The organism is Planomonospora antibiotica, from assembly GCF_014647955.1.
Lineage (GTDB): Bacteria > Actinomycetota > Actinomycetes > Streptosporangiales > Streptosporangiaceae > Planomonospora > Planomonospora parontospora.
In genome coordinates, this window is the sequence record NZ_BMQE01000018.1 from 16,058 (window position 1) to 39,153 (window position 23,096).

General features: G+C 71.8%; 20 protein-coding genes. 12 read left to right on the forward strand and 8 right to left on the reverse strand.

The window, feature by feature from the left end:
• The first annotated feature begins 200 nt into the window (after positions 1-200).
• Both IEZ06_RS17930 and IEZ06_RS37490 read left to right on the forward strand, forming a co-directional pair.
• Complete coding sequence (locus IEZ06_RS17930) at positions 201-3,089, forward strand: sensor histidine kinase (protein ID WP_229798297.1); 2,889 nt, start codon at positions 201-203, stop codon at positions 3,087-3,089.
• Between the two features lie 3 nt (positions 3,090-3,092).
• Positions 3,093-3,605, forward strand: a complete 513-nt coding sequence (locus IEZ06_RS37490; RefSeq protein WP_189237856.1) for a DUF742 domain-containing protein — start codon at positions 3,093-3,095, stop codon at positions 3,603-3,605.
• Between the two features lie 582 nt (positions 3,606-4,187).
• Here IEZ06_RS37490 and IEZ06_RS17940 read toward each other — a convergent pair.
• The 4 genes from IEZ06_RS17940 to IEZ06_RS17955 all read right to left on the reverse strand — a co-directional run bounded on the left by IEZ06_RS17940 (position 4,188) and on the right by IEZ06_RS17955 (position 7,470).
• On the reverse strand, positions 4,188-4,613 hold the full coding sequence (locus IEZ06_RS17940; RefSeq protein ID WP_189237857.1) for a cytotoxic translational repressor of toxin-antitoxin stability system: 426 nt from the start codon (positions 4,611-4,613) through the stop codon (positions 4,188-4,190).
• The gene (locus IEZ06_RS17945) at positions 4,610-5,026 is read right to left on the reverse strand and encodes a RelB antitoxin-like protein (RefSeq protein ID WP_189237858.1); all 417 of its coding nucleotides are present in this window, start codon (positions 5,024-5,026) and stop codon (positions 4,610-4,612) included. Before IEZ06_RS17945 ends, IEZ06_RS17940 begins: the two co-directional genes overlap by 4 nt.
• 163 nt (positions 5,027-5,189) lie before the next feature.
• Positions 5,190-6,146: an SIS domain-containing protein gene (locus IEZ06_RS17950; protein WP_189237859.1), complete on the reverse strand. Its 957-nt coding sequence runs from the start codon at positions 6,144-6,146 to the stop codon at positions 5,190-5,192.
• Positions 6,147-6,306: 160 nt separating this feature from the next.
• The gene (locus IEZ06_RS17955) at positions 6,307-7,470 is read right to left on the reverse strand and encodes a hypothetical protein (RefSeq protein WP_189237860.1); all 1,164 of its coding nucleotides are present in this window, start codon (positions 7,468-7,470) and stop codon (positions 6,307-6,309) included.
• A 139-nt stretch (positions 7,471-7,609) separates the two neighbouring features.
• Here IEZ06_RS17955 and IEZ06_RS17960 point away from each other — a divergent pair, with 139 nt between their 5' ends.
• From IEZ06_RS17960 to IEZ06_RS17975, 4 genes are read left to right on the forward strand one after another with little or no spacing between them, the layout of a single operon-like run.
• Positions 7,610-8,737: a polyamine ABC transporter substrate-binding protein gene (locus IEZ06_RS17960; protein ID WP_189237861.1), complete on the forward strand. Its 1,128-nt coding sequence runs from the start codon at positions 7,610-7,612 to the stop codon at positions 8,735-8,737.
• Positions 8,734-9,612 carry an ABC transporter permease gene (locus IEZ06_RS17965; protein WP_189237862.1) on the forward strand — a complete coding sequence of 293 codons (879 nt, stop codon included), beginning with the start codon at positions 8,734-8,736 and terminating at the stop codon, positions 9,610-9,612. Before IEZ06_RS17960 ends, IEZ06_RS17965 begins: the two co-directional genes overlap by 4 nt.
• Entirely contained in the window at positions 9,605-10,378 is a 774-nt protein-coding gene (locus IEZ06_RS17970) for an ABC transporter permease (protein WP_189237863.1), read from the forward strand. Before IEZ06_RS17965 ends, IEZ06_RS17970 begins: the two co-directional genes overlap by 8 nt.
• Positions 10,378-11,418: an ABC transporter ATP-binding protein gene (locus tag IEZ06_RS17975; protein ID WP_189237864.1), complete on the forward strand. Its 1,041-nt coding sequence runs from the start codon at positions 10,378-10,380 to the stop codon at positions 11,416-11,418. Before IEZ06_RS17970 ends, IEZ06_RS17975 begins: the two co-directional genes overlap by 1 nt.
• On the opposite strand, the gene IEZ06_RS17980 is transcribed toward IEZ06_RS17975, so the two are convergent.
• The gene (locus IEZ06_RS17980; protein WP_229798299.1) at positions 11,412-11,990 is read right to left on the reverse strand and encodes a TetR/AcrR family transcriptional regulator; all 579 of its coding nucleotides are present in this window, start codon (positions 11,988-11,990) and stop codon (positions 11,412-11,414) included. The two genes, IEZ06_RS17975 and IEZ06_RS17980, sit on opposite strands and share 7 nt — an antisense overlap.
• 155 nt (positions 11,991-12,145) lie before the next feature.
• Here IEZ06_RS17980 and IEZ06_RS17985 point away from each other — a divergent pair, with 155 nt between their 5' ends.
• The 6 genes from IEZ06_RS17985 (at position 12,146) to IEZ06_RS18010 (ending at position 19,634) form a co-directional block, all read left to right on the forward strand.
• Positions 12,146-13,423, forward strand: coding sequence for a glycosyltransferase (locus IEZ06_RS17985; protein WP_189237866.1), 1,278 nt, complete (start codon positions 12,146-12,148; stop codon positions 13,421-13,423).
• Positions 13,424-13,452: 29 nt separating this feature from the next.
• Positions 13,453-14,859 (forward strand): aminobutyraldehyde dehydrogenase, encoded by a 1,407-nt coding sequence (locus tag IEZ06_RS17990; protein WP_189237867.1) that lies wholly within the window; start codon positions 13,453-13,455, stop codon positions 14,857-14,859.
• Positions 14,860-14,994: 135 nt separating this feature from the next.
• A complete protein-coding gene (locus tag IEZ06_RS17995; protein ID WP_189237868.1) occupies positions 14,995-18,243 on the forward strand; it encodes a sensor histidine kinase in 3,249 nt (1,082 codons plus the stop codon).
• A complete protein-coding gene (locus tag IEZ06_RS18000; protein WP_068895050.1) occupies positions 18,240-18,662 on the forward strand; it encodes a roadblock/LC7 domain-containing protein in 423 nt (140 codons plus the stop codon). Before IEZ06_RS17995 ends, IEZ06_RS18000 begins: the two co-directional genes overlap by 4 nt.
• 56 nt (positions 18,663-18,718) lie before the next feature.
• Positions 18,719-19,087 (forward strand): DUF742 domain-containing protein, encoded by a 369-nt coding sequence (locus IEZ06_RS18005; RefSeq protein ID WP_068895052.1) that lies wholly within the window; start codon positions 18,719-18,721, stop codon positions 19,085-19,087.
• A gap of 7 nt (positions 19,088-19,094) precedes the next feature.
• A complete protein-coding gene (locus tag IEZ06_RS18010; RefSeq protein WP_068895054.1) occupies positions 19,095-19,634 on the forward strand; it encodes a GTP-binding protein in 540 nt (179 codons plus the stop codon).
• A 71-nt stretch (positions 19,635-19,705) separates the two neighbouring features.
• Here the strand turns inward: IEZ06_RS18010 and IEZ06_RS18015 are convergent, their stop codons facing one another.
• Genes IEZ06_RS18015 through IEZ06_RS18025 form a run of 3 tightly spaced genes read right to left on the reverse strand, consistent with a single transcriptional unit; the run spans position 19,706 to position 22,271 of the window.
• Positions 19,706-20,524 (reverse strand): ABC transporter permease, encoded by an 819-nt coding sequence (locus IEZ06_RS18015; RefSeq protein ID WP_189237869.1) that lies wholly within the window; start codon positions 20,522-20,524, stop codon positions 19,706-19,708.
• Positions 20,521-21,288: an ABC transporter permease gene (locus IEZ06_RS18020; RefSeq protein ID WP_189237870.1), complete on the reverse strand. Its 768-nt coding sequence runs from the start codon at positions 21,286-21,288 to the stop codon at positions 20,521-20,523. The genes IEZ06_RS18015 and IEZ06_RS18020 overlap by 4 nt, the downstream gene beginning before the upstream one ends.
• On the reverse strand, positions 21,285-22,271 hold the full coding sequence (locus tag IEZ06_RS18025) for an ABC transporter substrate-binding protein (protein WP_189237871.1): 987 nt from the start codon (positions 22,269-22,271) through the stop codon (positions 21,285-21,287). Before IEZ06_RS18025 ends, IEZ06_RS18020 begins: the two co-directional genes overlap by 4 nt.
• Positions 22,272-23,096: the final 825 nt, after the last annotated feature.

Consider the following 23,096-nt stretch of genomic DNA (forward strand, 5'->3'; position numbering starts at 1 on the left):
AATACTTAATGCAGATATCGGAGGGTCCGAATTGGGGTGCCGGATTGAAATTGGAGCTCCAGGTTCTCGCCTCTCTTGTCTCATGAGTGAGCATTTGTGTGGCTATGGTCGGTGGTCTTGACTGGTTGAGATGTGCTCGAATAGCCGGGAACCATGGCGGATTCGGCCAGCGCGTTCGTCCACCGAGAGGGCAGCGGTCGGTGAGTACACAGAAGACCCGGGACGGCGGATTCCGTCTGCGCAACTGGCGGGTGCGTTCCAGGCTGATCGCGCTCATCCTGGTGCCGACCGCCGCCGCCGTGCTGCTGGGAGGCGTGCAGGTCTTCGGCTCCGTGCGCGCCGCGGCCGAATACCAGCGCGTCAACGACCTGGCCCGGCTCTCCGACCACATCGGCGCGCTCACCCACGAACTGGCCGGCGAACGCGACCGCACCGCCTGGTTCATCGCCCTCGGCCGGCCGGAACGCGGCGAGCAGGACGTGCGCGACCGGACGAACGCCGTGGACCGCGCGGCCGTGCGGGTGCGCGAGAGCGGCGCGCTGCTGCGGGACGCGATCGGCGGCCGCACCGGGGACGAGATCGAGGCCGCGCTGGCCCGCCTGGACGACCTGGCGCAGCTGCGGCGGCAGGCGCTGGAGGAGACGCTGCTGCCCGACGCCGCGATCGACGCCTACAGCCTGGTCATCGCCGACCTGCTCTCCCTCCACGACGAGCTGGGCAAGGGCAGCTCCGACGACCTGCTGTTCGGCCGGTCCCTCACCCTGGACGCGCTCGCCCGGGCCAAGGAGAGCCTCTCGCTCCAGCGGGGCCTGCTCTCGGTGGTCCTGGTCGCCGGACGCTTCGAACAGGAGCAGATGGAGCGGTTCCTCGGCGCGCTGGCCTCCGAGCAGAGCGAGCGCCGGGCGTTCGCCGCCGAGGCCGGAGTCGCCGAACGGCGCTTCTTCGACGAGGCGGTCAACGGCGGCGCCGACCGGGCCGAGTTCCTGCGGGAGCTGGTCCTGCTCCGCGCCGCCTCCGGAGCCCCGCTCCGGGGCCTGGACCTGGCCGAGAAGGACGACGCCGGGCAGTGGTACGAGGCGGTGTCGGCGACGATCGACCGCATGCGCGCCGTCGAGGAGCGGCACGCCCGGCAGATCGTCGCCCGCAGCGGGGAGCTCGGCGACGCCGAGCGGAACCGGGCCCTGCTGGCCGCCGGATCGGTCGCCGGGCTGCTGCTGGCCGTACTGCTGATCACCAGCGGGGTGGCGCGCTCACTGGTCCGGCCGCTGCGGCGGCTCCGCCGGGAGGCCCTGGAGGTCGCCGGTGAACGGCTGCCGCAGTACGTCCAGCGGGTGCGGGAGTCGCGCGACGGCGAGATCGGCGGACCCGGCGACATCGCAGCCGAGGTGCCCCCGATCGGGGTCCTGTCCCGCGACGAGATCGGCGAGGTGGCCCGGGCCTTCGACGAGGTCCACCGGGAGGCCGTACGGCTGGCGGGCGACGAGGCGAGGCTGCGCCACACGGTCAACGCGATGTTCGTCAACCTCTCCCGGCGGAGTCAGACACTGGTGGAGCGCCAGCTCACCCTGGTGGAGCGGCTGGAGCGCGGCGAACGCGACGACCGCCGCCTGGCCGACCTGTTCAAGCTCGACCACCTGGCCACCCGCATGCGCCGCAACAGCGAGAACCTGCTCGTCCTCGCCGGGCAGGAGGTGGCGCGCCGCTGGCGCAACCCGGTCGAGGTCATGGACGTCGTCCGCGCCGCGCTCTCGGAGGTGGAGGACTACGACCGGGTGGTCACCCGCGTCCAGTCGGAGGTGGCCGTCGCCGGGCCCGCGGTGAGCGACGTGGTGCACCTGCTCGCCGAACTGGTGGAGAACGCCCTGTCGTTCTCTCCCGGCGAGACCGAGGTCGTCGTCTCCAGCAGCCGCATCGACGGCGGCGGCGTGATGGTCTCGGTGACCGACCAGGGCATCGGCATGACCGCGGAGGAGCTCGCCGAGGTCAACCGGCGCCTGGCCGACCCGCAGCCGGCCGACGCCTCGGTGGCCCGCCGCATGGGCCTGTTCGTGGTCGGCCGCCTGGCCCTCAAGCACGGCATCCGGGTCCGGCTCCGGCCCCAGGAGTCCGGACTGACCGTCATGGTGCTCCTCCCGGAGGACCTCCTCGCCCCCCTGCCCGGCGCGTCCCCCGCCGCACCCGCCCAGGCGTCCCCGTTCGACCTGGCGAGCCGCTCCTTCCCGTCCTTCCCCGCCGCGGGACCGGACCAGGGGCCGGACCGGGGACCGGCCCGCCCCCGGACGCCCGCCACCCTGTCGGCGCCCCTGCCGGCGGGGGTGACCCCCGTGCCGCCGCAGACCTGGCGGTCCGGACCGGACGCGTGGAGGCCGCCCGCCCGCACCGGTCCTCCCGGATCGCCCGGTGAGTTCGGCGGGTCCCCGCCGCCGTCCCGCACCGGCTCCTCCGGCGGGTTCCCCTCTTCTTCCGGCGAGTTCCTCCCGCCGTCCCGCCCCGGTCCTCCCGGCGGGTTCCCCCCGCCGTCCCCGGGACCGCTCGACCCCCTCGGCGCTTCGAGCCCGGGGGCCGGGGACGGGCCGCTGCCGGGGACGGGCACCTCGCCTCTGGACGCCGGGGACGAGTACCTGCCGATCTTCGCCTCGGTCGAGTCCGGCTGGTTCCGCACGGGCACCCTCGAACCCCTGCGCAAGCCCGGACCCGTGAACGGGGAGCCCGCCTCCGCCGGAGAACCCGGTGAAGAGGCGCCCTCCGCCGCGCCCGAGCAGGACTGGTCGTCCCCGGCGGACAGCGGCTGGCAGGCGGCGCGGGCCGTGAGCGAACCCGCGCACGGCGGCCTGACCACCTCGGGGCTGCCCAAACGGACACCCAAGGCCAACCTGGTCCCCGGCTCCGTGCCCGCCTCCCCGGCCCAGGCCCCGGCGGGCCTGCGTCCCCAGGGTCCGCCGGGTTCCTCCGGGACCCCACCGCAGCCGCCCGCCCGGCCGCCGCGGCCGGTGGCGCCCCTGTCCGCCGAGCGGGTGCGCGACCGGATGGCGAGCTTCCAGGAGGGCGTGCGCCGGGCCCGCAACGAACTCCCGAACCGGGAGAGCTGAGCCATGACCGATCCCTACTGGAACGACCCCCGAGGCCCCGGCTACGGGCCCCCGTCCGGTCCGGGGTACGGCGGAGGCGGAGAGTACGGCCGGCCCCCGTCCGGTCCGGGGTACGGCGAGGAGCACGGCGGAGGATACGACCCGGACTCCGGCGCGGGGTACGGCCCGCCGCAGGAGGAAGAGGAGAGCTCGCTGGTGCGCATGTACGCCGTCACCGGCGGCCGGACCGCTCCCCGCACCCGGCTCGCGATGGAGGCGCTGGTCTCCTCGGCGACCTCCGGCCGGCTGGGGCTCTCCTTCACCCGGGAGTACCGCGCGATCAGCGAGCTGTGCCGCCAGGTCCGCTCGGTCGCGGAGATCTCCGCGCTCCTGGGCATCCCCCTGGGCGTCGCCCGGGTGCTCATCGCCGACATGGAGTCCGAAGGACTGGTCCGGGTCTACCACCCCCAGGTCCAGGAGAGCGGCCCCGGCCGAGACCTCCTCGAACGCGTCCTCGGCGGCCTCCGCCGACTCTGACCTTTGCGGTTTGTCCGGGTCCCTTGCTTCGTGCGGTGGTTGGTGTCGGTGCGCACTGCGGCGGGCCGGTGGTCCTGCCGGCCGTCGCAGTTGCTGTCCGGTGGTTTCGGCCTCCGGCCGGGGCGGGCGCGCGGGGTTGCGGTGCTTTATACGCCGGCAGGACCACCGGCCCGCCTCCGTACCCTTCTGCGCCGCCGTACCCATGCGGGCCGTAGCGTCTTGCTCTCCGGCCGCCCAGTGCTCCGTCTGCGGCTGAAGCGATCGGTACGGAAGCGTTCAGGGCGGATCGCCGTAGCTGAAGCCACCCTGTCGGAAAGGAGCGCAGGGCCGGGCGCCGCAGGGTGTGATCCGGGCGAGCAGCGGACTGGCAGAGGCCACTGTTTCGGCTTCGTTCTCTTGATATTGATGTGAGCGAATCGAAGGATTGCGGAGTGGCTGTCCGTGGCCGTCTCTTGCCGTTCATGACTGAACGCGCTTGCCTGATCACTTCTGGTGAGACACACTGAGGGAAGCCGCGCCCCTGGGAGTGCGGAAGTGAGGCCGGGACTACCGAGGGAAATCGGGTGCCCGGCCTTCGCGTTATCACGCGCCGTCGGTCCAGAAGAGCTGGAGCCTGGCGATGGCGGCTTCCCTGGTCATCCGCGCGATCTCGGTCTCGGCCAGGCCGACCTTGGTGATGAGCAGGTGGACGAGGTCGGCGGGAAGCGTCTCGGCGGGAACGGCCGGAACCCCCCGATCCGGTCTGCCGCCTTCCTTCACGCACTTCCAGAACTCCTCCTCGGTGACGGCGAGCTGGTCGAGGAGGACGTGGCGCCAGAGGCTGCGGCCGTACGAGGTGCGGTCGGGGGGATGGGAGATCCTGGTGCGCAGGATGCGGCCGTCGGGAAGGCGCAGCTCGTAGGTGACGTGGTGGGTGCCCGAGCGACCCCGGGCGTCCCTGACCGGAGTCCATCCCTCCACCAGGCAGAACCGCTCGTGCTCCGCTCTGGTCGCCTGGGGCCAGGTCATGCGGCCTGTCCGGTGAGCCAGTGGCGGAGCTCCTCGTCGTCGCTGAGGGCGATCAGCTGGACCAGGCCCCAGTTCTCCCGGTGGTTGGGGGCGTTGAGCAGATGATCCTGCCAGTCCTCGGCGTATTCGCGGAGGGCGTCGACCATCTCGCCGATCGCCTCTTCGAAGGTGGACCCGTCCGCGGCGACCGGGAGGCCGGGGATGAACACCGACCAGCCGCCGTCCTCGGCGACCACTTCGGCGCGTGAGGGGGTGACGGCGGACAGGAAGTGCTTCAGTCGTTCCGCGTCCACCACGACCGCCCGGCTCCCTTCGCGCCGGACGGTGGCGGTCCGGCCGAGTGCCGCCGCATCCAGGAGGTCTTTCAGATGCGCTCGTGCTTCGGTGTAGCTGTCGTAGTGGAGTGAGGTCATGCCGCCTTCTTCCGGGAACCGTCGGCCGTTTCCTCCGGCAGATGAGTACGTGACGTACTCAGAGTACGTCACGTACTCGACGCGGGGGGACTCTCGATGCCGTCCGGCGATCCGGAAACCGGTCGTCGAGGTGGTTCCTCGCGGCGCTCGGCCCTGAGCTCTCTCAGGGGAGCCACCAGTGGGCGGCGACGAGTTCGCAGACGAGGGTCTCGGTCAGCAGGGCCACGTCCGGGTCGTCGTCGTGGCGGTAGCGGAGGCAGGCGGCGGCGCCGGGGACGTCGCCGCCGACGGCCAGGACGGTGGAACCGCGCTGCCGGATCCAGTCCATGGCCTGCCCGTCGTAGCGGGAGCCGGGGAACAGCACGGCCCGGTAGTCGAGGGTCTTGGTGAGGTAGACGTCGACGTGCGCCCAGTCGCCGGTCTCGCAGGCGTCGGCGGCCCGGCGGGGGCCCTCGCGGAACATCAGGGCGGACTGCTCGGCGGACGACAGCCGCTCGGCCGGGGCGATCGTGTAGACGCCGGCCGGGCCGTCCAGCAGGGCCATGGCGGGCTCCAGCCATTCGCCGCGCCGGTCCAGCAGGTCGGCCGTGGCCTCCGCGCTCCGGCGCAGCAGCGCGGGTACGTCCGGGCCCGCGCCGGTGAGGCGGTGGTTCAGGGCCAGCAGCAGGGCGAGCGTGTGCTGGAAGGTGCGGCAGGCGACGCCGCCCCGCTCCTCGCCCGCGAGCATCGGCACGACCAGGTCGGCGCCCTCGGCGATCGGCGAGTCCGGCCGCTCGGTCACCGCGGCCACGAAGGACCGGCCCCGGTGCCGGGCGACCGCGTCCAGGGTCTCACGGCTGCCGCCGGTGGCGGAGACGGCCACGACCAGGGTCTTCGGGTCGGCCGGGTAGGAGAGCGAGGCCGAAGCGTACTCGGCGGCGGCGTCGATCCCGGCGGTGCGCAGGCGGAGCGCGGCCACCCCGGCGGCGTACCGGGAGCTGCCCATGCCGAGGAGGAGGACGCGCCGGATCCCCTCCGGCAGGAGCGCCCCGAACGGGTCGCCGGCCTCCAGGGCGTCGGCCAGGCCGGCCAGGGCGGCGGGCTTGGCCTCCAGGTCGGCGAGGTACAGCTCGGGGTTCACGTCGTCTCCTCGGTCAGGTCGAGTCAGGTCGGGGCGGTCGGGGCGGTCGGGGCGGTCGGGTCGGGACGCGGACGGACGGCGCCGGGCCCGGGTGTCGGCGCGCGTCGTCGTCCGGGATCGCCGGCGGGTCGGGTCTGTGCCGGCCGCGCGGCGGCGGGGGTCAGCCGTACCAGGAGCGCAGGACGCCCATGGGGGCGTAGCGCCAGCGGGGCAGGTGGCGGGCGGCGTAGACGAGCTCGCGGCACTCCTGTTCGAGGGCGAACGCGCTCAGCAGCCCGTCGTGGAGCAGGTGGGCGTGCCCGCGTTCGCGCAGCCGCCCGGTGTAGGCGTCCCGCAGGGAGAGGGTCGCCCGCGCGGCCCACCGCGCGGTCGCGGCGGGGTCGGCGCCCCGGCGCCGGATCGCGATCTGCCCGGCGTGCTCCAGGCTGGTGGACAGCTGGGCGAGGTCGCGGGCGGCCGGCTGGTAGGGGTCGGCGTCGGAGACCGTCGGGTTGCCGTCGAAGTCGACCACGGCGTAACCGCCGGACCAGCGGAGGACCTGGCCGACGTGCAGGTCGCCGTGGATGCGGATCAGCGGGGTCGCGTCGTGACCGGTCAGGACGCGGAACCTCTCCGCCATGAGGCCCGCGCGGGCGGCCAGCCACTCGCCGTCCTCGCCGCCGGTCAGCTCCAGCGCCTCGCGGAGCGCCGCCTCGGCACGGGCGGCCCACGGGCCCGGCGGGCGTGCGTCCGGTCCCGGGTCGCCGGGCCGATCGGGACTTCCGCTCCCCGGGCTGTGGGCGAACGGCCGTTCACGCCCGTCGGGCGGGAGCCGTACCGGGTCGGGGAAGGTCTCCGAGGGGGCGGCCAGCGCGACGTGCAGGTCGGCGGCGAGCACGCCCAGGTCGGCGGTGAAGTCCGTACGGCCCGCGGCGGCCTCGTCCACGCACCACTCCCAGCCGTCCCGGGCGTCCGGCAGGTAGGCCGTCACCAGGGCGAGGAGCTCGCCGCCGCGGGTGAGCGCCGCGTAGGGCTCGGCCGTGGCGGTGAAGCCGACCTCCGACAGGTGGGCGAACATCTCGGGGGCGGGCTGGGGGAGCGGGGCGGGAGGTGTGAGCCATTTCACTACGGCGGTCTCGCCGACGACCACCGAGTGGTTGGTCTGGTCGACGTCGAAGCCGCGTTCAGCCGCTCCGGCGGGCAGGGCGGGCAGCGGGTGGAAGCGGATGACGTCGTACGGTGCGGGAACGTGCCACGCCAGGGCGGACAGCAGCTCGGCGGTCCGGCCGTCGCCCGCGCGGGGGGCGCTGTCGAGGCGTTCCCATATTGAAGGTCCGTTCAGCAAACAGATCAAGCTTCCACGTGGTGATGTCACGATCAGTGTTGCTCAAGTTGATGTTGCCTGCAACACTCCTGCTTTGGTCTGTCACGTCCGAAACGACCGAACCACCCTCATACATCTGAATTATGAAGGAGTAGCGGCTGTGTCCCGTTCCCGGTACACCCGTCGTCTTCCGGCCGCCGCAGTGGCCGCCGGTCTCGCGCTCGCACTCTCGGCGTGCGGCGGGGAGGCCGCCGACACCGCCGCGTCCCCCGCGTCCGGCGCAGCCGTCGACCAGCTCGACCCCAACGCCGACCTGTCGAAGCAGAGCCTCACGGTGACCGTCTGGGACGGTTACACGCCCAAGGAACTGCCCCAGGAGATCAAGAGCAAACTCAAGTTCGACCTGAAGGTCACGCTGCACGACACCAACGAGGTCGCGATGGCGAAGCTCACCTCGGGCGCCGACACCGGCATCGACGTGGCCTTCGTCTCCGGGCAGTATGCCCAGGCGCTCAACGAGGCCGGGCTGCTGGAGCCGCTCCACCCCGAGCTGATCCCGAACCTGGCCAACCTCTACCCCGAGGCGAAGGAGCTGGCCTACGACAAGGGCAACACCTTCTCCGTCCCCTACACCTGGGGCACCACCGGCATCTGCTACCGCGAAGACCTGGTGAAGGCGAAGCCGTCCAGCTGGAACGACATCCTCGACCCGCCCGCCGAGGCCAAGAAGAAGGTCACCATGATGACCACCGAGCGCTGGCTGGCCCTGCCCGCCATCAAGGCGCTCGGCTACTCGGTCAACACCCGCAGCGACGAGGAGCTGGCCAAGGTCAAGGAGAAGCTGCTCGCGGCCAAGCCGAACCTGCTCGCCTACGACGACACGACCTTCGGCGACCGCCTGAAGAGCGGCGAGGCCGTCATGGTCGAGGCGTGGGACGGCTGGTGCCCGACCTCCGAGAAGAACATCAAGTTCGTGGTCCCCGAGGAGGGCAGCGACCTCTGGGTGGACACGATGGTCATCCTGAAGTCCTCCAAGAACAAGGAGGCCGCGCACGCCTTCATCAACCACATCCTGGACCCGAAGGTGCACGGCTGGGCCGCCTCGAACATCCTGTACAAGGTGCCGAACAAGGCCGCGATGGACATCGTCGACGCCGACCTGAAGGCGCAGAACACGCCGCTGCAGATGAGCCCGGCGGACCTGCTCCAGGGTGAGTCGATCATCGACCTGGGCGAGGACTCGGCCAAGTTCACCCGCCTGGCGACCGAGGTCGCGGCGAAGCAGTGACCGGTTCCACCGTCGTCTCCGGCGCGGCCGCGGCATCGCGGTCGCGCCGGTCGCGCGCGCTGGGGCGGCTGGTCTTCCTCGGGCCCGGCCTCGCCTACCTGGTCGCGTTCCTGCTGATCCCGCTGGCGCTTCTTCTCAGCTACACGCTGTTCCGCCGGGGCCGCTTCGGCGGTGTCGTCTACGAGGTGACGGGGGAGAACTTCACCCGGCTGCTGGACCCGCTCTACCTCGACGTCGTGCTCGGTTCGCTGAAGCTGGCCACGATCGCCACGGTGATCGCGCTACTCGCCGGGTATCCGACGGCGTACCTGATCGCCCGGCTGCCCCGCCGGTGGAAGACGGTCGCGCTGGTCGCGATCGTGCTGCCGTTCTGGACGAACTTCCTGGTCCGCGTCTACGCCTGGATCGTGCTGCTGAGCGGTCCCGGCCTGCTCAACGGCGTGCTGGAGAAGATCGGCCTGGGCCCGTACGAGCTGCTCTACGGCCAGGGCGCGATCGTCATCGGCCTGGTCTACGCCGAACTGCCGCTGATGGTGCTCCCGCTCTACGCCGCGATCGAGAGGCTCGATCCGCAGCTCCGCGAGGCCTCGGCCAACCTCGGCGCCTCGCCGGCGCGCACCTTCTTCTCGGTGACGCTGCCGCTGACCATGCCGGGTGTGCTCACCGGCTGCCTGTTCGTCTTCGTGCCGAGCTTCGGCAACTTCATCGTCCCCGAACTGCTCGGCGGCGGGCGCTCGATCATGGTCGGCAACCTGATCAGGGACCAGTTCCTCAAGGCGCGCGACTGGCCGTTCGGCGCCACGCTGGTGCTGGCACTGCTCGCCGTGCTGATCGTCCTGCTGCTGGCACAGGCCTGGAGCTCCCGCCGTGCGTAAGCCCCGACTGCTGTACGTGCCCTTCTGGGCGACCTACCTCTTCCTGTACGCGCCGATCGTGGTGCTGGTCGCCATGTCGTTCAACTCCGGCGGCTCGCCGTACTCCTTCGACGGCTTCAGCCTCAAGTGGTACGGCGAGCTGGCCGGCAACGCCGAGATCCGGCACGGCCTGGTCAACACCCTGATCGTGGCCGCCGGGGCCACGGCCCTGTCGACGGTGCTCGGCACGCTGCTGGCGGTGGGCATGGCCCGGTACAGCAGGTCGAAGCTGCTGGACGCGATCGGCGTGCTGCCGGTCGTGCTGCCGGACCTGGTGGCCGGCATCGGCCTGCTGATGTTCTACGTCTGGGTGAAGATGGCGCTGGGCCTGCACTCGGTGCTGCTGGCGCACACGGTGTTCGGCATGGCGCTCGTGGCCGCGGTGGTCCGCACCCGGCTCACCCACGCCGACACCTCGCTGGAGGAGGCCTCGCGCGACCTGGGCGCGACCCCGGTGACCACGTTCTTCCGGATCACCCTGCCCCAGCTCGCGCCGGGCGTCGCCGCGGGCGCGCTGCTGGTGTTCACGCTCTCCGTCGACGAGTTCGTCATCGCGTTCTTCACCTCGGCGCCGACCGAGCCGACCCTGCCCATCGTCATCTACTCAATGGTCCGCTTCGGGGTCACCCCGGAGATCAACGCGCTGGCCACCGTGCTGCTCGCGGTGAGCTTCACCGTGGTGATCGCGGCCCAGCGGATGACCCGACTGACGGAGTCCCTTTCCTGATGCTGCAGATCACCGGTGTCAGCCGCCGCTTCGGAGACGTCACGGCGCTGTCGGACGTCTCCCTGGAGATCCGCCAGGGCGAGTTCTTCGCCCTGCTCGGCCCGAGCGGCTGCGGCAAGACCACGCTCCTGCGGATCCTGGCCGGGTTCGAGTCGCCGGACGCCGGCTCCGTCACCCTCGACGGCGCCGACCTGCTGGGCAGACCCGCGCACCGCCGCCCGGTCAACCTGATGTTCCAGTCCTACGCGCTGTTCCCGCACATGACCGTGGCCAAGAACGTCGCCTACGGCCTGGAGCGGGAGCGGCTGCCGAAGGCGGAGGTCCGCACCCGGGTCGGCGAGGTGCTGGAGAAGGTGGGCCTGGCGGAGGCGGCCGGGCGCAGGCCGCAGCAGCTCTCCGGCGGCCAGCGGCAGCGGGTCGCGCTGGCCCGCGCGATCGTCAAGCGGCCGCGGCTGCTCCTGCTCGACGAGCCGCTGTCCGCGCTGGACAAGAAGGTGCGGGCGGAGATGCAGCTGGAGCTCAAGCGGCTCCAGCACGAGGTCGGCATCACCTTCGTCGTGGTCACCCACGACCAGGAGGAGGCCATGTCGCTGGCCGACCGGATCGCGGTCTTCAACGCGGGCCGGGTGGAGCAGGTGGACGAGCCGGTCGCGCTCTACGAGCGGCCGCGCACCCCGTTCGTCGCCGGGTTCGTCGGCGCGGGCAACCTCTTCCCGGGGCGGGCGTGCGCGGTGGGCCTGGCCGCCGACGGCCTCGGCGTGCTGCCCGGCTCCTCGGACCTGCCCGACGGGACGTCCGCGCTGCTGGCCGTACGGCCGGAGCGGGTACGGCTGGCGCCCGAGGGCGCGGAGGGCGCCGGCACGCTGCGGGGCGAGGTGGCGGACGTGAGCTTCTACGGCGGCGTCTCGCACGTCTCCGTCACCGTGCCGGGCTGCGAGCGGCCGGTCCTGGTGGCCGTCCAGGGCGCCACCCGGGCCCGGCCGGGCACACGGGTGGCGCTGTCCTGGGCGCCCGAGGACGGGGTCCTGGTGCCTCAGTGAGACGTCTTCAGCGGGTTGCCCGTGACCGTCCGGGCGTAGGCCAGGATCAGGTTCGCCGCCTCCTCCGGGCCGATCACCGGGTGGCGGGCCGTTATGCGGTAACCGTACGCGTCCTCCAGCGCGACGAGGTTGCGCGCGATGACCAGGGAGTCGTCGGCCAGCGTGAAGGTCCCCAGGGCGCTGCCGGTCTCCAGGATGCTCTGGTACATCGAGACCTGCCGGTCGTAGAGCGTGGTGAGCAGCAGGGCGTACATCCGGTTGCGGGAGGCGGCGCCGCCGAGCTCGTTGAGCAGGCGCACGTCCGGATCGTCCGGGCCGTGGGGCAGGCCGGAGCGGATGGTCACGATGAGCTTCTCGGCCGGGTCGCGCATGCCGCTGATCCGCTTGAGGCGCAGTTCGTAGAAGCGCTCCATCCCGGCGTGGTGGGCGTCCACCAGCAGTTCGCCGAGGTTGGGGTAGTGGTAGAGCACCGCGCCGGAGGTCAGTCCGGCCTCCTCGGCGACGTGGTTGAGGCCGACGCCGTCGGTGCCGTGCCGGATGATCGCCCGGCGCGCCGCGTCGATGAGATCCACCCGTCGGTCCGACCGGCTCTTGCGCGCCATATTTCCCCGTTCGTCACCCTTGATTTATGCCGGGGTCCATAGTGACTGCTGTCCGGCATTTCCGCTAGATCAATATTTAAACCAGTATTCACCAGATTCCAAAACCCCTGATCTCGGAGGACACGATGGCTCTTACGATCCTGTTCATGCCGGAGAGCGCCTACGGGCCGACGAACAACTGCATCGGCATCGGCGACATTCTTCGTAAGCGCGGCCACCGGGTCGTTTTCGCTGCTGAAGCCTCGTGGAAGGGGAAATTGACGGCGCTCGGCTTCGAGGAGGACCTGGTCGACCTCGCCCCGCCGGCGGAGGAGGAGCAGGACGCCGGGCAGTTCTGGAAGGACTTCATCCGCGACACCGCGCCGGAGTACCGCAAGTCCACCGCCGAGCAGCTGGAGACGGTGACCAAGCCGATCTGGGACGCGCTCATCGACGGCGCGAAGTACTGCGAGCCGCAGCTCAAGGAGATCATCGAGCGGGTGCGGCCGGACGTCATCGTCGAGGACAACGTCATCGCCTTCCCGGCGCTGGTGACCGCGGGCAAGCCGTTCGTCCGCATCGTCTCCTGCAACCCGCTGGAGGTCCGCGGCGAGGGCGTGGCGCCGGTCTTCTCCGGTCTGCCCGCGGGCGACCGCTCCGAGTGGGACGCCTTCCGCGCCGAGTACGACCGGACCCACCGCGAGATCTGGACCGCCTTCAACGAGTGGGTCGTCGAGCAGGGCGCCCCCGCCCTGCCGGACCTGGACTTCGTCCACGAGGGCGACCTGAACCTCTACGTCTTCCCGGAGATCGCCGACTACACCGACGCCCGGCCGCTGGGGCCGAGCTGGCACCGCCTGGACTCCTCGGTCCGCGAGACCGACGAGGAGTTCGAGCTGCCGGAGGCGCTGAAGGGCGGCGAGGGGTCGCTGGTCTACTTCTCGCTCGGCTCGCTCGGCTCGGCCGACGTGGAGCTCATGCAGCGGGTGATCGACGTGCTGGCCACCACCCCGCACCGCTACATCGTCTCCAAGGGCCCGCTGCACGAGGAGATCAAGCTCGCCGGCAACATGTGGGGCGCGGAGTTCCTGCCGCAGACCAAGATCCTGCCGCTGGTGGACCTGGTCATCACGCACGGCGGCAACAACACCGTCACCGAGGCGCTGCACTTCGGCAAGCCGATGATCCTGCTGCCCCTGTTCTGGGACCAGTACGACAACGCCCAGCGCGTCCACGAGCTCGGCTACGGCGTGCGCCTGTCCACCTACGGCTTCGCCGACTCCGAGCTGACCGGGGCGGTGGAGCGGCTGCTGGGCGACGCCGCCCTGCGCGAGAAGCTGGCCGCCGCCGGTGAGGAGATCCGCCGGCGCGACGGCCTGCGCCGCGCCGCCGACCTGATCGAGCAGGCCGGCACCGGGGCCTGACGGCCGACCACATCTACCAGGGACGTTCCATGGGCATTCTGATCAACCCGGCGACGGGCGAGCCGCTGCACGAGACGCCCGACACCCCGGTCGCGGAGGTGGCGTCGGCCGTACGGCGGGCGCGGTCGGCCTTCGCGGAGTGGGGTTCGGCGACCCCGGCCGAGCGGGCGCGGGTGATGCTGCGCTTCGCCGACCTCGTCGAGGCCGACGCCGAGGAGCTGACCCGGCTGGAGGTCGCCGAGACGGGCAAGCCCGCGGCGGTCTTCCGCGACGGCGAACTGCCCTTCGCGGTCGACAACCTCCGCTTCTTCGCCGGGGCGGCCCGCTCGCTGGACGGCACCGGGGCGGGGGTGCTCAGCGCCGGCTACACCTCGGTGCTGGTCCGCCGCCCGGTCGGCGTCGTCGCCTCGATCGCGCCCTGGAACTTCCCCCTGGTGATGGCGGTCTGGAAGGCCGGGCCCGCCCTCGCCGCGGGCAACGCGGTGGTGGTCAAGCCCGCGCCGCGGACGCCGGGCAGCACGCTGCGCCTGGCGGAGCTGTTCGCGGCGGCCGGCGCGCCCGACGGGCTGCTGCAGGTGGTCCTCGGCGACGCCGAGGTCGGCGGGGCGCTGGTGGACGACCCGGGCGTGGACATGGTGAGCGTCACCGGTTCCACCGAGACCGGCCGCGCCGTCATGCGCGGGGCGGCCGGCTCGCTGAAGCGGGTCCACCTGGAGCTCGGCGGCAAGGCCCCGGCCCTGGTCTTCGGCGACGCGGACCTGGCCGAGATGGCCCGGGGCGTGGCGATGGGCGCGACCTACAACACCGGCCAGGACTGCACGGCGGCCACCCGCGTCTACATCTCCCGCGAGATCTACGGCGAGGCCGTCGAAGCGCTCCGTGCGACGCTGGAGCGGATCAGGCCGGGCGACCCCTGGGACCCGGCGACCGACATCGGCCCGCTGATCTCCGCCGGGCACCGGGACCGGGTGCACGGCTTCGTCGAGCGCGCGGCGGCCGAGGGCGCCTCGGTGCTCTGCGGGGGCGCCCCGGCCGAGGGGCCCGGCTTCTACTACCCGCCGACGCTGATCGCCGGAGCCCGCCAGGACAGCGAGATCGTCCAGGGGGAGCTCTTCGGGCCGGTGCTGGTCGCACTGCCGTTCGACGGGGAGGACGAGGCGGTACGGCTGGCCAACGACACCCCCTACGGCCTGGCCTCCTCGGTCTGGTCGGCCGACGTCGCCCGGGCGCTGCGCGTCTCGCACCGCCTCGACGTGGGGGTCACCTGGGTCAACGACCACCTGCCGATCGCCTCGGAGGCGCCGCACGGCGGGGTCAAGGGCAGCGGCTTCGGCAAGGACATGAGCCAGGAGGCGGTCCAGGAGTACTCCGTGACGCGCCATCTCATGATCAAGCACCAGGCGCCGGAGGCGAGGGACTCCTTTCGGCCCGCCTGAAAATGATGGGTGATCAATGCCCCAACATCCCCTTTGAGGGGATTTGTCGATAGTTACGCCATTCGTAGTGACGATAAAGGATGTGCTCAAATTGCTTCCGCCGCTTCCCTACTCGGCGAGGGGTTACCTAGGCCAGTGAAGACACAAGACCGCCGGAGCCACCGGTCGGTGGGAGTGATCGGCAGCCTCCTGCCCGCCAACTGGCGCGTGCGTCCCCGTCTGGTCGCGCTGATCCTGCTCCCGACCGTGGCGGCCGTACTGCTGACCGGGCTCCAGCTGACCACCGCGCTGTCCACGGCGACGGAGTACCGGCGGATGTCCGAGGTCGCCTCGCTCGTCGAGCGGCTCGGCGTCCTCTCCCACGAGATGGCCCTCGAACGCGACCTCACCGCCTGGTTCATCGCCGACCAGCGCCGGCCCGCGCGCCTCGTCAAGGTCAGGGAGCAGCGCGAGGTCGTCGACCGGAGCGTCACCGAGACGCTGAAGACGGTGGCGGCCATCAGCGGCGAGCACGCCACCCGCGTCCGGACCGAGGCCTCCCAGATCCGCCGCTGGCTGCACGGCCTCCCCGGCCTGCGCCGGCTCATCACCGAGGGCAGCGTGCTCCCGCGCGCCGCCCTCGGCATGTACTCGCGGATGATCGCCGACTTCGTCACCCTCCACGACGACCTCGGCCGCAGCGGCGGCGACGAGCGCCTGACCGGTGACTCGCTGGCGCTGGGCGCGCTGTCCCGGGCCAAGGAGCAGGTGGCCAGGCAGCGGGGCATCCTCCTGGTCGCCCGCCTGGAGGGCGGCTTCGACTTCGACGACCCCGCCGACTTCCTGGGCGCCTACCGCAGCCAGGTGAGCGAGGTGGCGGCCTTCCAGGCGACCGCGAGCGCGGCGCAGAACAGGCGCTTCCGCGAGCTGGTCGGCGGCCCCGAGGTCGACCGGGCCGACGCCACCCGCGCCCTGGTCATGTCCCGGATGCGGGAGAACAGGACCCTGGGCACCGTGGGCATCCGCAGCTGGTTCGACTCCTCCAGCGCGATCGTGGACGGCATGCGGACGCTCGAGCGCGACATGGCCGCCGCGGTGGTCGCGCGCAGCCAGGAGCTGGAGGGCGCCGAACGGCGCAGCGCCATGATCTCCGGTGGCGCGATCCTGGTCCTGCTGGTGCTGATCCTGCTCATCACCGCCTGGGTCGCGGGCACGCTGGTCCGCCCGCTGCGCAGGCTGCGCAGCGAGGCCCTGGAGGTGGCCGGCAGCAAGCTGCCCGAGACCGTCCGGGTGCTGCGCGAGTCCGGAGACCTGGCCCCGAACATCGAGGTGCCCTCCATCGGCGTGCTCTCCCGCGACGAGATCGGGGAAGTGGCCCGGGCCTTCGACGAGGTCCACCGCGAGGCCATCCGGCTGGCGGGCGACGAGGCCCGGCTGCGGGCCAACGTCAACGCGATGTTCGTCAACCTCTCCCGGCGCACCCAGTCGCTGGTGGAGCGGCAGATCGACCTCATCGACGACCTGGAGCAGGGCGAGCAGGACGACGACCGGCTGGCCAGCCTCTTCAAGCTCGACCACCTGGCCACCCGCATGCGCCGCAACTCCGAGAACCTCCTGGTCCTCGCCGGCCAGGAGCAGAGCCGCCGGTGGAGCGAGCCGGTCCCGCTCGGCGACGTCGTGCGCGCCTCGCTGTCGGAGGTCGAGAACTACGAGCGGGTGACCCTCCGGGTGGAGGCCGGCACGCTGATCATCGGCCAGGCCGTCAACGACATCGTCCACCTGATCGCGGAGCTCGTGGAGAACGCGATCTTCTTCTCGCCGCAGGACACCAAGGTCACGGTGACCAGCAACGGCAACGAGATGGGCAGCGTCGTGCTGGCGGTCACCGACTCCGGCATCGGCATGAGCGACGAGGAACTGGCCGAGGCCAACCGGCGGCTGGCCGAGCCGCCCGCGGTGGACCTGTCGGTCTCCCGCCGGATGGGCCTGTTCGTGGTCGGCCGCCTGGCCCTGCGCCACGGCATCCGCGTCCAGCTCCGCCGTCCCGAGGCCGGCGGCCTCAGCGCCGTCGTCCTGCTCCCGCCCCAGGTGGTGGCCCAGTCCATGCGGCCCGACCCGGCGGCCCTGACCGCCGCGGCCGCGGCCGCGGGCCGAGCGACCACCCCGGAGGCGGACCCGTTCGCCGCGGGCCTGCGTCAGGACCCGTTCGGATCGGCGCCCGCGGGTGTGGGAGCCGGTACGAGGGCCGGTGCGGGGACCGGTTCGTTCGGTCCGGGGCACCCGTCGTTTGAGATGTCCTCCTTCGGGGCGTTCCAGTCGGCCGAGGCCCCGCTCGCGGCGCCCAGCCCGGCGGAGGCCCCGCCCGCCGTACCGCCGATGCCGCCGGTGCGCCGGCCGGGTGAGCGGCCCCCCTTCGGGATGCCTCCGATGGACGACACGCCGTTCGGCGCGCCGCCCGGGGCGAGGCCGGCCGCCGGCCCGGCTCCGGCCGAGACGGCCCCGCAGGCCCCCGCCGGGCCGCCGCCCAGCGTGGCGGACCTGTGGTCCAAGCCGGTGGTGTCGGCCTCGGAGGTGGAGAGCCTGTGGTCCTCGCCGCTGACCCCGACCCCCGCGCCGCCGTCCCGGCGTCCGGTCCAGCCGCCCCAGCCGCCCCAGCCGCCCCAGCCGCCCCAGCCGCCCCAGCCGTCCTGGCAGGACCAGCCCTCCTGGCAGGACCAGTCGTCCTGGCAGGACCAGTCGTCCTGGCAGGAGGCGTCGGCCGCCCCCGAGCCGCCCGCGGCCCCGGCGGCCCCGCCGTCCTGGCAGGACCGGTCGGCGCAGTCGTCCTGGCAGGAGGCGTCGGAGGCGGACCCGTGGTCGCCGCACCGGCTCGACCCGGGAGAGAACACGCAGACGCTGCCCGCGGTCGGGGTGTCGGCGACCGAGCCGGAGCCGGAGGAGTTCCTGCCCATCTTCGCGGCGGTGGGCTCCGACTGGTTCCGCAGCAGCATCCCCGCCGACAAGGCGGACGGGCCGGATGAGCGTTCCGGGTCCGAGCCGGCCGAGGCTTCCGGGACCGGGGCATCCGGAGCATCCGGGGCATCCGGGGCGGAGCACCGGTCCGCGCCCGCGGCCGAGCGGCAGCCCTGGAGCAGCACCCCCGCCGACCAGGGATGGGCCGCGGCCGAGGCGGCCAGGAAACCCGCCGAGGGCGGCCTGACCGGGGCGGGCCTGCCCAAGCGGGTGCCCAAGGCCAACCTGGTCCCCGGATCGGCTCCCTCCGCGCCCGCGGCGCCGGTCTCCCCGATGCCCCCGATCTCGGCCGAGCGGGTGCGCAGTCGTCTGTCCAGTTTCCAGCAAGGTGTACGGCAGGGTCGCGCCGAGATGAACGAGCGGTCCAACGCCGCCGAGGGAGAGAAGCAGTGAACCACCAACTCAGTCAGGCCGCCCGCGGCTTCAATTGGCTGATCACCGAGTTCGTCAAGGAGATGCCCGGCGTCGCGCACGCGGTGATCGTCTCCGCGGACGGTCTCCCGCTCGCCTACTCGCAGGGCTTCCCGAAGGACCGCGCCGACCAGCTCGCCGCGATCACCGCGGGTCTGATCAGCCTGACGCAGGGGGCCGCCCGGGTCTTCGAGGGAGGGCCGGTGGTGCAGACCGTGATCGAGATGCAGCGGGGCCTCCTGCTGACCATGTCGATCAGCGACGGCTCGGCGCTGGCCGTACTGGCCTCGCCGGACTGCGACATGGGCCTGGTGGCCTACCAGATGACGCTGCTGGCGGAGCGCGCGGGGCAGACGCTGACCCCGGCCCTGCGGGCGGAGCTCCAGGCATCTCAGCGGTAGGCGGCCGTCACTCGCGCAACAGCAGGACAATAACCGATAAGGAGGGATAGCATCCGATGAACGAGCCGCCGCCTCAGGCCAAGAGCGGGCGAGATCGTCTGATCCGTCCGTACGCTGTGACCGGGGGAAGGACCGCTCCTCGGACGCAGCTCGCGCTCGAGGCGCTGGTCTCCTCGGCGACCGCTCCGAGCGTGGATCCCTCCATGCTCTCCACAGAGTGTCAGGCGATCATCTCGATGTGCCGCCAGGTGCGTTCGGTCGCCGAGATCTCGGCTCTGCTGCGTATGCCGCTGGGCGTGACTCGGGTGTTGATCGCGGACATGTCGGCCGAGGGCCTGGTACAGATCCACCAGCCGTCGCTGAATGCCGGAAAGCCGGATCTCAACTTGCTTGAAAGGGTGCTCAGTGGGCTTCGCAGGCTCTGACGCCGGGATGACCTCGACGAAGATCGTCGTTGCCGGCGGCTTCGGCGTCGGCAAGACGACCTTCGTCGGAGCGGTCTCCGAGATCATGCCGCTGACCACGGAAGCGGTCATGACGGAGGCGAGCTCGGGGGTGGACGACCTCTCGCACATCCCGACGAAGCGGACCACCACCGTGGCGATGGACTTCGGCCGGGTCTCCCTGGACCGGGACCTGATCCTGTACCTGTTCGGTACGCCGGGCCAGCACCGGTTCTGGTTCATGTGGGACGACCTCGTCAAGGGGGCGATCGGCGCGATCGTCCTGGTCGACACCCGGAGGCTGGCGGACAGCTTCCCGGCGATCGACTACTTCGAGGAGGCCGGCCTGCCGTTCGTGGTCGCCCTGAACGGTTTCGGCGGCGCCCACCTCCACGGTGAGGAGGAGGTGCGGGAGGCGCTGACGATCTCCCCGCACGTCCCGATCGTCAGGACCGACGCCCGGTCCCGTGAGGCGGTGAAGTCGACGCTGATCACCTTGGTCGAGCACGTCCTCACCCTCCGCGTCTGACGGTTCCCGGCCGTTCCCCGACCGGCCGGCCTCCGGCGCGGACCCGCCCTCCCCGGCGGGCCCGCGCCGCGTCAGCCGGTGCGGCGGGCGCTCCGGTGCCAGGCGAGCACGCGCCGCTCGACCCGGAGGAAGAGGGCGTTGAGCACGAACCCCAGCACTCCGAGGAGCACGATGGCCGTCCACATGGACGGGATGTCCACCTGGCTCTGCGCCACCAGCATGTGGTAGCCGATCCCCTCCGTGCTGCCGACGTACTCCGAGATGATCATCATGATCAGGGCCAGCGCCACGCTGATCCGCAGGCCGGCGAAGACCTTGGGGGCCATCGCGGGCAGGATGACCCGGAGCAGCTGCGCGGTTCTGGAGACGCCGAACACCTCGCACGTCTCCAGATAGGCGCGGTCCACGTGCCGCGCACCGTCCAGCGTGTTGATGAGCACGGGCCAGACGACGCCGAAGACGATGGCGGCGAGCTGGAGGGGCGTGCCCACCCCGGTCAGGGTCATCGCGATCGGGATCAGCAGCGGCGGCGGGATCGACCGGAAGAAGTGGATCAGCGGGTTGACGCAGTCGTACGCCGAGGCGGAGCGGCCCAGCGCGACCCCGGCGACGACGGCGACCGCGCACGCCGCCGCCCACCCCAGCAGGAGGCGGCCCAGGCTGGGCAGCAGGTGGTCGACCGCCTCCTGGGTGAGGAAGAGGCGGCCGAGCGGTCCGGAGAACCACAGCTCGTGCAGGCGGACCAGGATCGCGGAGGGCGGCGGGAAGTAGACCGCGCCGGCGAGCCGGGCGGCCAGCTCCCACCCGAGGAGGGCGGCGGGGACGATCCACAGCCGGGCGATCCACGCCGCCGCCGAGGCCGCGCGGTTCCCGGCTCCGGGCGCGGTCATGCGGCTCCCTCTCCGACCTGGACCCGGTGCCAGCGGAAGGCCCGCCGCTCCGCCCCGCTGAGCACGGAGTTGACCAGCAGGCCGATGATCCCCGTCCAGGCGGTGGCCGCGATCATCAGATCCCGGCGGTTGCCCGACGCCGCGTCGGTGACGAAGGTGCCGATGCCGTCGCCCCCCGCCACGAGCTCGACGCTCACCGCGACGATGAGGGCGACCGAGGCGGCGATCCGCACGCCCGTGGCGATGAAGGGCGCGGCGCTGGGCAGGGACACCCGGCGTACGACGGCGTAGCGGCCGAAACCGAAGCTCTGCAGTGTCTCCTTGGCCAGCGGGTCGACGTCGCGCAGGCCGTAGAGCGTGTTGATCAGCACCGACCAGTAGGAGGTGTACACGATCAGCGCGATCTTCCCCTGGTCCGCCAGGGCGAAGAGCGCGAGGGGCAGCAGCGCCACCGAGGGGATCGGGCGCAGGAACTCCACCAGCGGCCGCACGGCGCGCTCGGCCCTGGGGAAGGTGCCCAGCACCAGCCCGGACGGTACGGCCGCCGCGGTGGCCAGCAGCAGTCCGGCCGCGGCGGAGAAGAGGGTGTCGCCCACCCCGGCGAGGAACTCTCCGTCCAGCAGGAGGCCGAACGCGCCGGAGAGGACGGAGGAGGCCAGCGGAACGGCGTACGGGTCGACGACTCCGGTCCTGCCCAGTGCCTCGGCGATGAGGAGGAACCCCGCGATGCCCAGGGCACCGCGGAGTGCCGTTCCGGTGTTCATTGCGGGGCTGCGGCCAGCAGGGAGGCGGCGTCCACCTTGTTCTTGGTGATCGCGAACTCGGAGAGCAGGTCGGCCACGCGCTGGACCCGGGTCGGGTTCAGCGAGGTGGAGAAGGTGCCCATCGCCATGGTCGCGGCCACGTCGGCGGGGATCTGCGTGAAGGTCGGGATGACCTTGTTGAGCGCCTGGCGGTCGGAGGCCGCGATCTGCTGCGCCTTGCCGATCGCGCGCTGGAAGGCCGCGGCGGTCTTGGGGTGCTTGGCGATCCAGTCGTCGGTGGAGGCCCAGCCGTCGAGCGGGAGCCCCTCCGTGGGGCCGGACAGGGTGTCGATCAGCAGGGTGGCGCCGAGGTCCTTCTGCGCGGCGGAGATGTAGGGCTCGGTGAGCCACGCCGCGTCGACGGTGCCCGCCTTGAGCTGGGCGAGCTGGTCGGCGAAGGGCACGGGCACGAACTTGACGTCGGACGGCGCCAGGCCGTGGACCTTCAGCTGGGCGCTGACGGTGACCTCGCCGAGGGCCTTGACCACGTTCACCGCGATGGTCTTGCCCTTGAGCTGCTTGGGTTCGCGGATGGAGGAGTCCTTGACGACGACGACCCCGTTGACGCCGGGCGCCCCCTGCTGGGACTCCGCGAGCATCTTGAGCTTGGCCGCACCGGAGTCGCTGATGGTGATCAGGGAGACGTAACTGGTCAGGAACGCGTCGATCTGACCGTTGAGGATCTTCGGCATGACCGCCTGCGGAGCCTGGATCGTCTCCGTCTTGATGGTCAGGCCCTCCTCTTTGAAGAAGCCTCTTTCCTGCGCGATGAAAAGCGGGGCGGAGGAGGGCACCGGCACGACGCCGATGGTCAGCTCGGTCTTCTCCAGGCCGCCGGCCTCCGCCGGTTTCGCCGTTTCGGTGCCGGAAGTGCCGCACGCGGCGAGTGTCAGAGCCGCGACGAGTCCGATTAGGGATCTGCGGATCACGCGTCTGTTTCCCATGGAACCTCCTTGACCGGGAGCCGCGTTCTCCCCCATCGGTCCCATGCGGGAGAAGGGCGCGGCATGACGGCGCGTCAGCCTAGCGGATGTGTGATCGTTAAGGCGAGACAGGAGATCTTATTTAAATAATGGCGTGTCCGAAAACAGATGAGCGAAATGCGCGGGATCCCGGCGGCCGCCCTCGGCCGCACCGCCCCCGGCCGCCGGGCCCCGTGGGCGCGGTGCCGTCCACGGCGGAGGGCCCGGCCGTTCCGGATGCCTCTTCAGCGGCGACCGCCGCCGGCGCTGCTCCTGCCGCCCTCACCAGCCGTTGCGTGAGGAGCGCGGGAATCGCCCCTGTTGAACGGTCGTCCAGGACGAGGCGGGGGATTTTCCGGCTTCGCAGGCGCCTGCGCCGTGCGGATTCCCGCCGGGGGGCCGTACGGCGTGCGGCGGAGGCCTCGGGGGAACGGGGCCGGAAGGCCGGGCCGCCCCGGGCGTGTCCGGCGCCGCCCGAGCCGGATGCCGGTGCATCAGGGCGCCGATCTGCGGTTCGACGGTGCGGGTCGGCGGAATGGCCGCCCGCTCAGGGAAAGGGACCGAGCCGGGGCGGAGGACCGGCGAGGCGATTTCGAGAGCCGTATTCGTTGAACCGCGAATGAAGAGCGGCCGGTCCACGGTTTGTCCATGGCGACTTGACCGATTTGGTGGTGTTTTATCCACATCACCCAGTTATGCACCAAAAGGGGGACTTGATACTGGAGTGGCAGGGGTAATTTAATCGACATTCCTCGCCCTGCGATCCCGCCATTTTCCGGAGGCCGCTGCCCTGTGCCGGACGGCCTT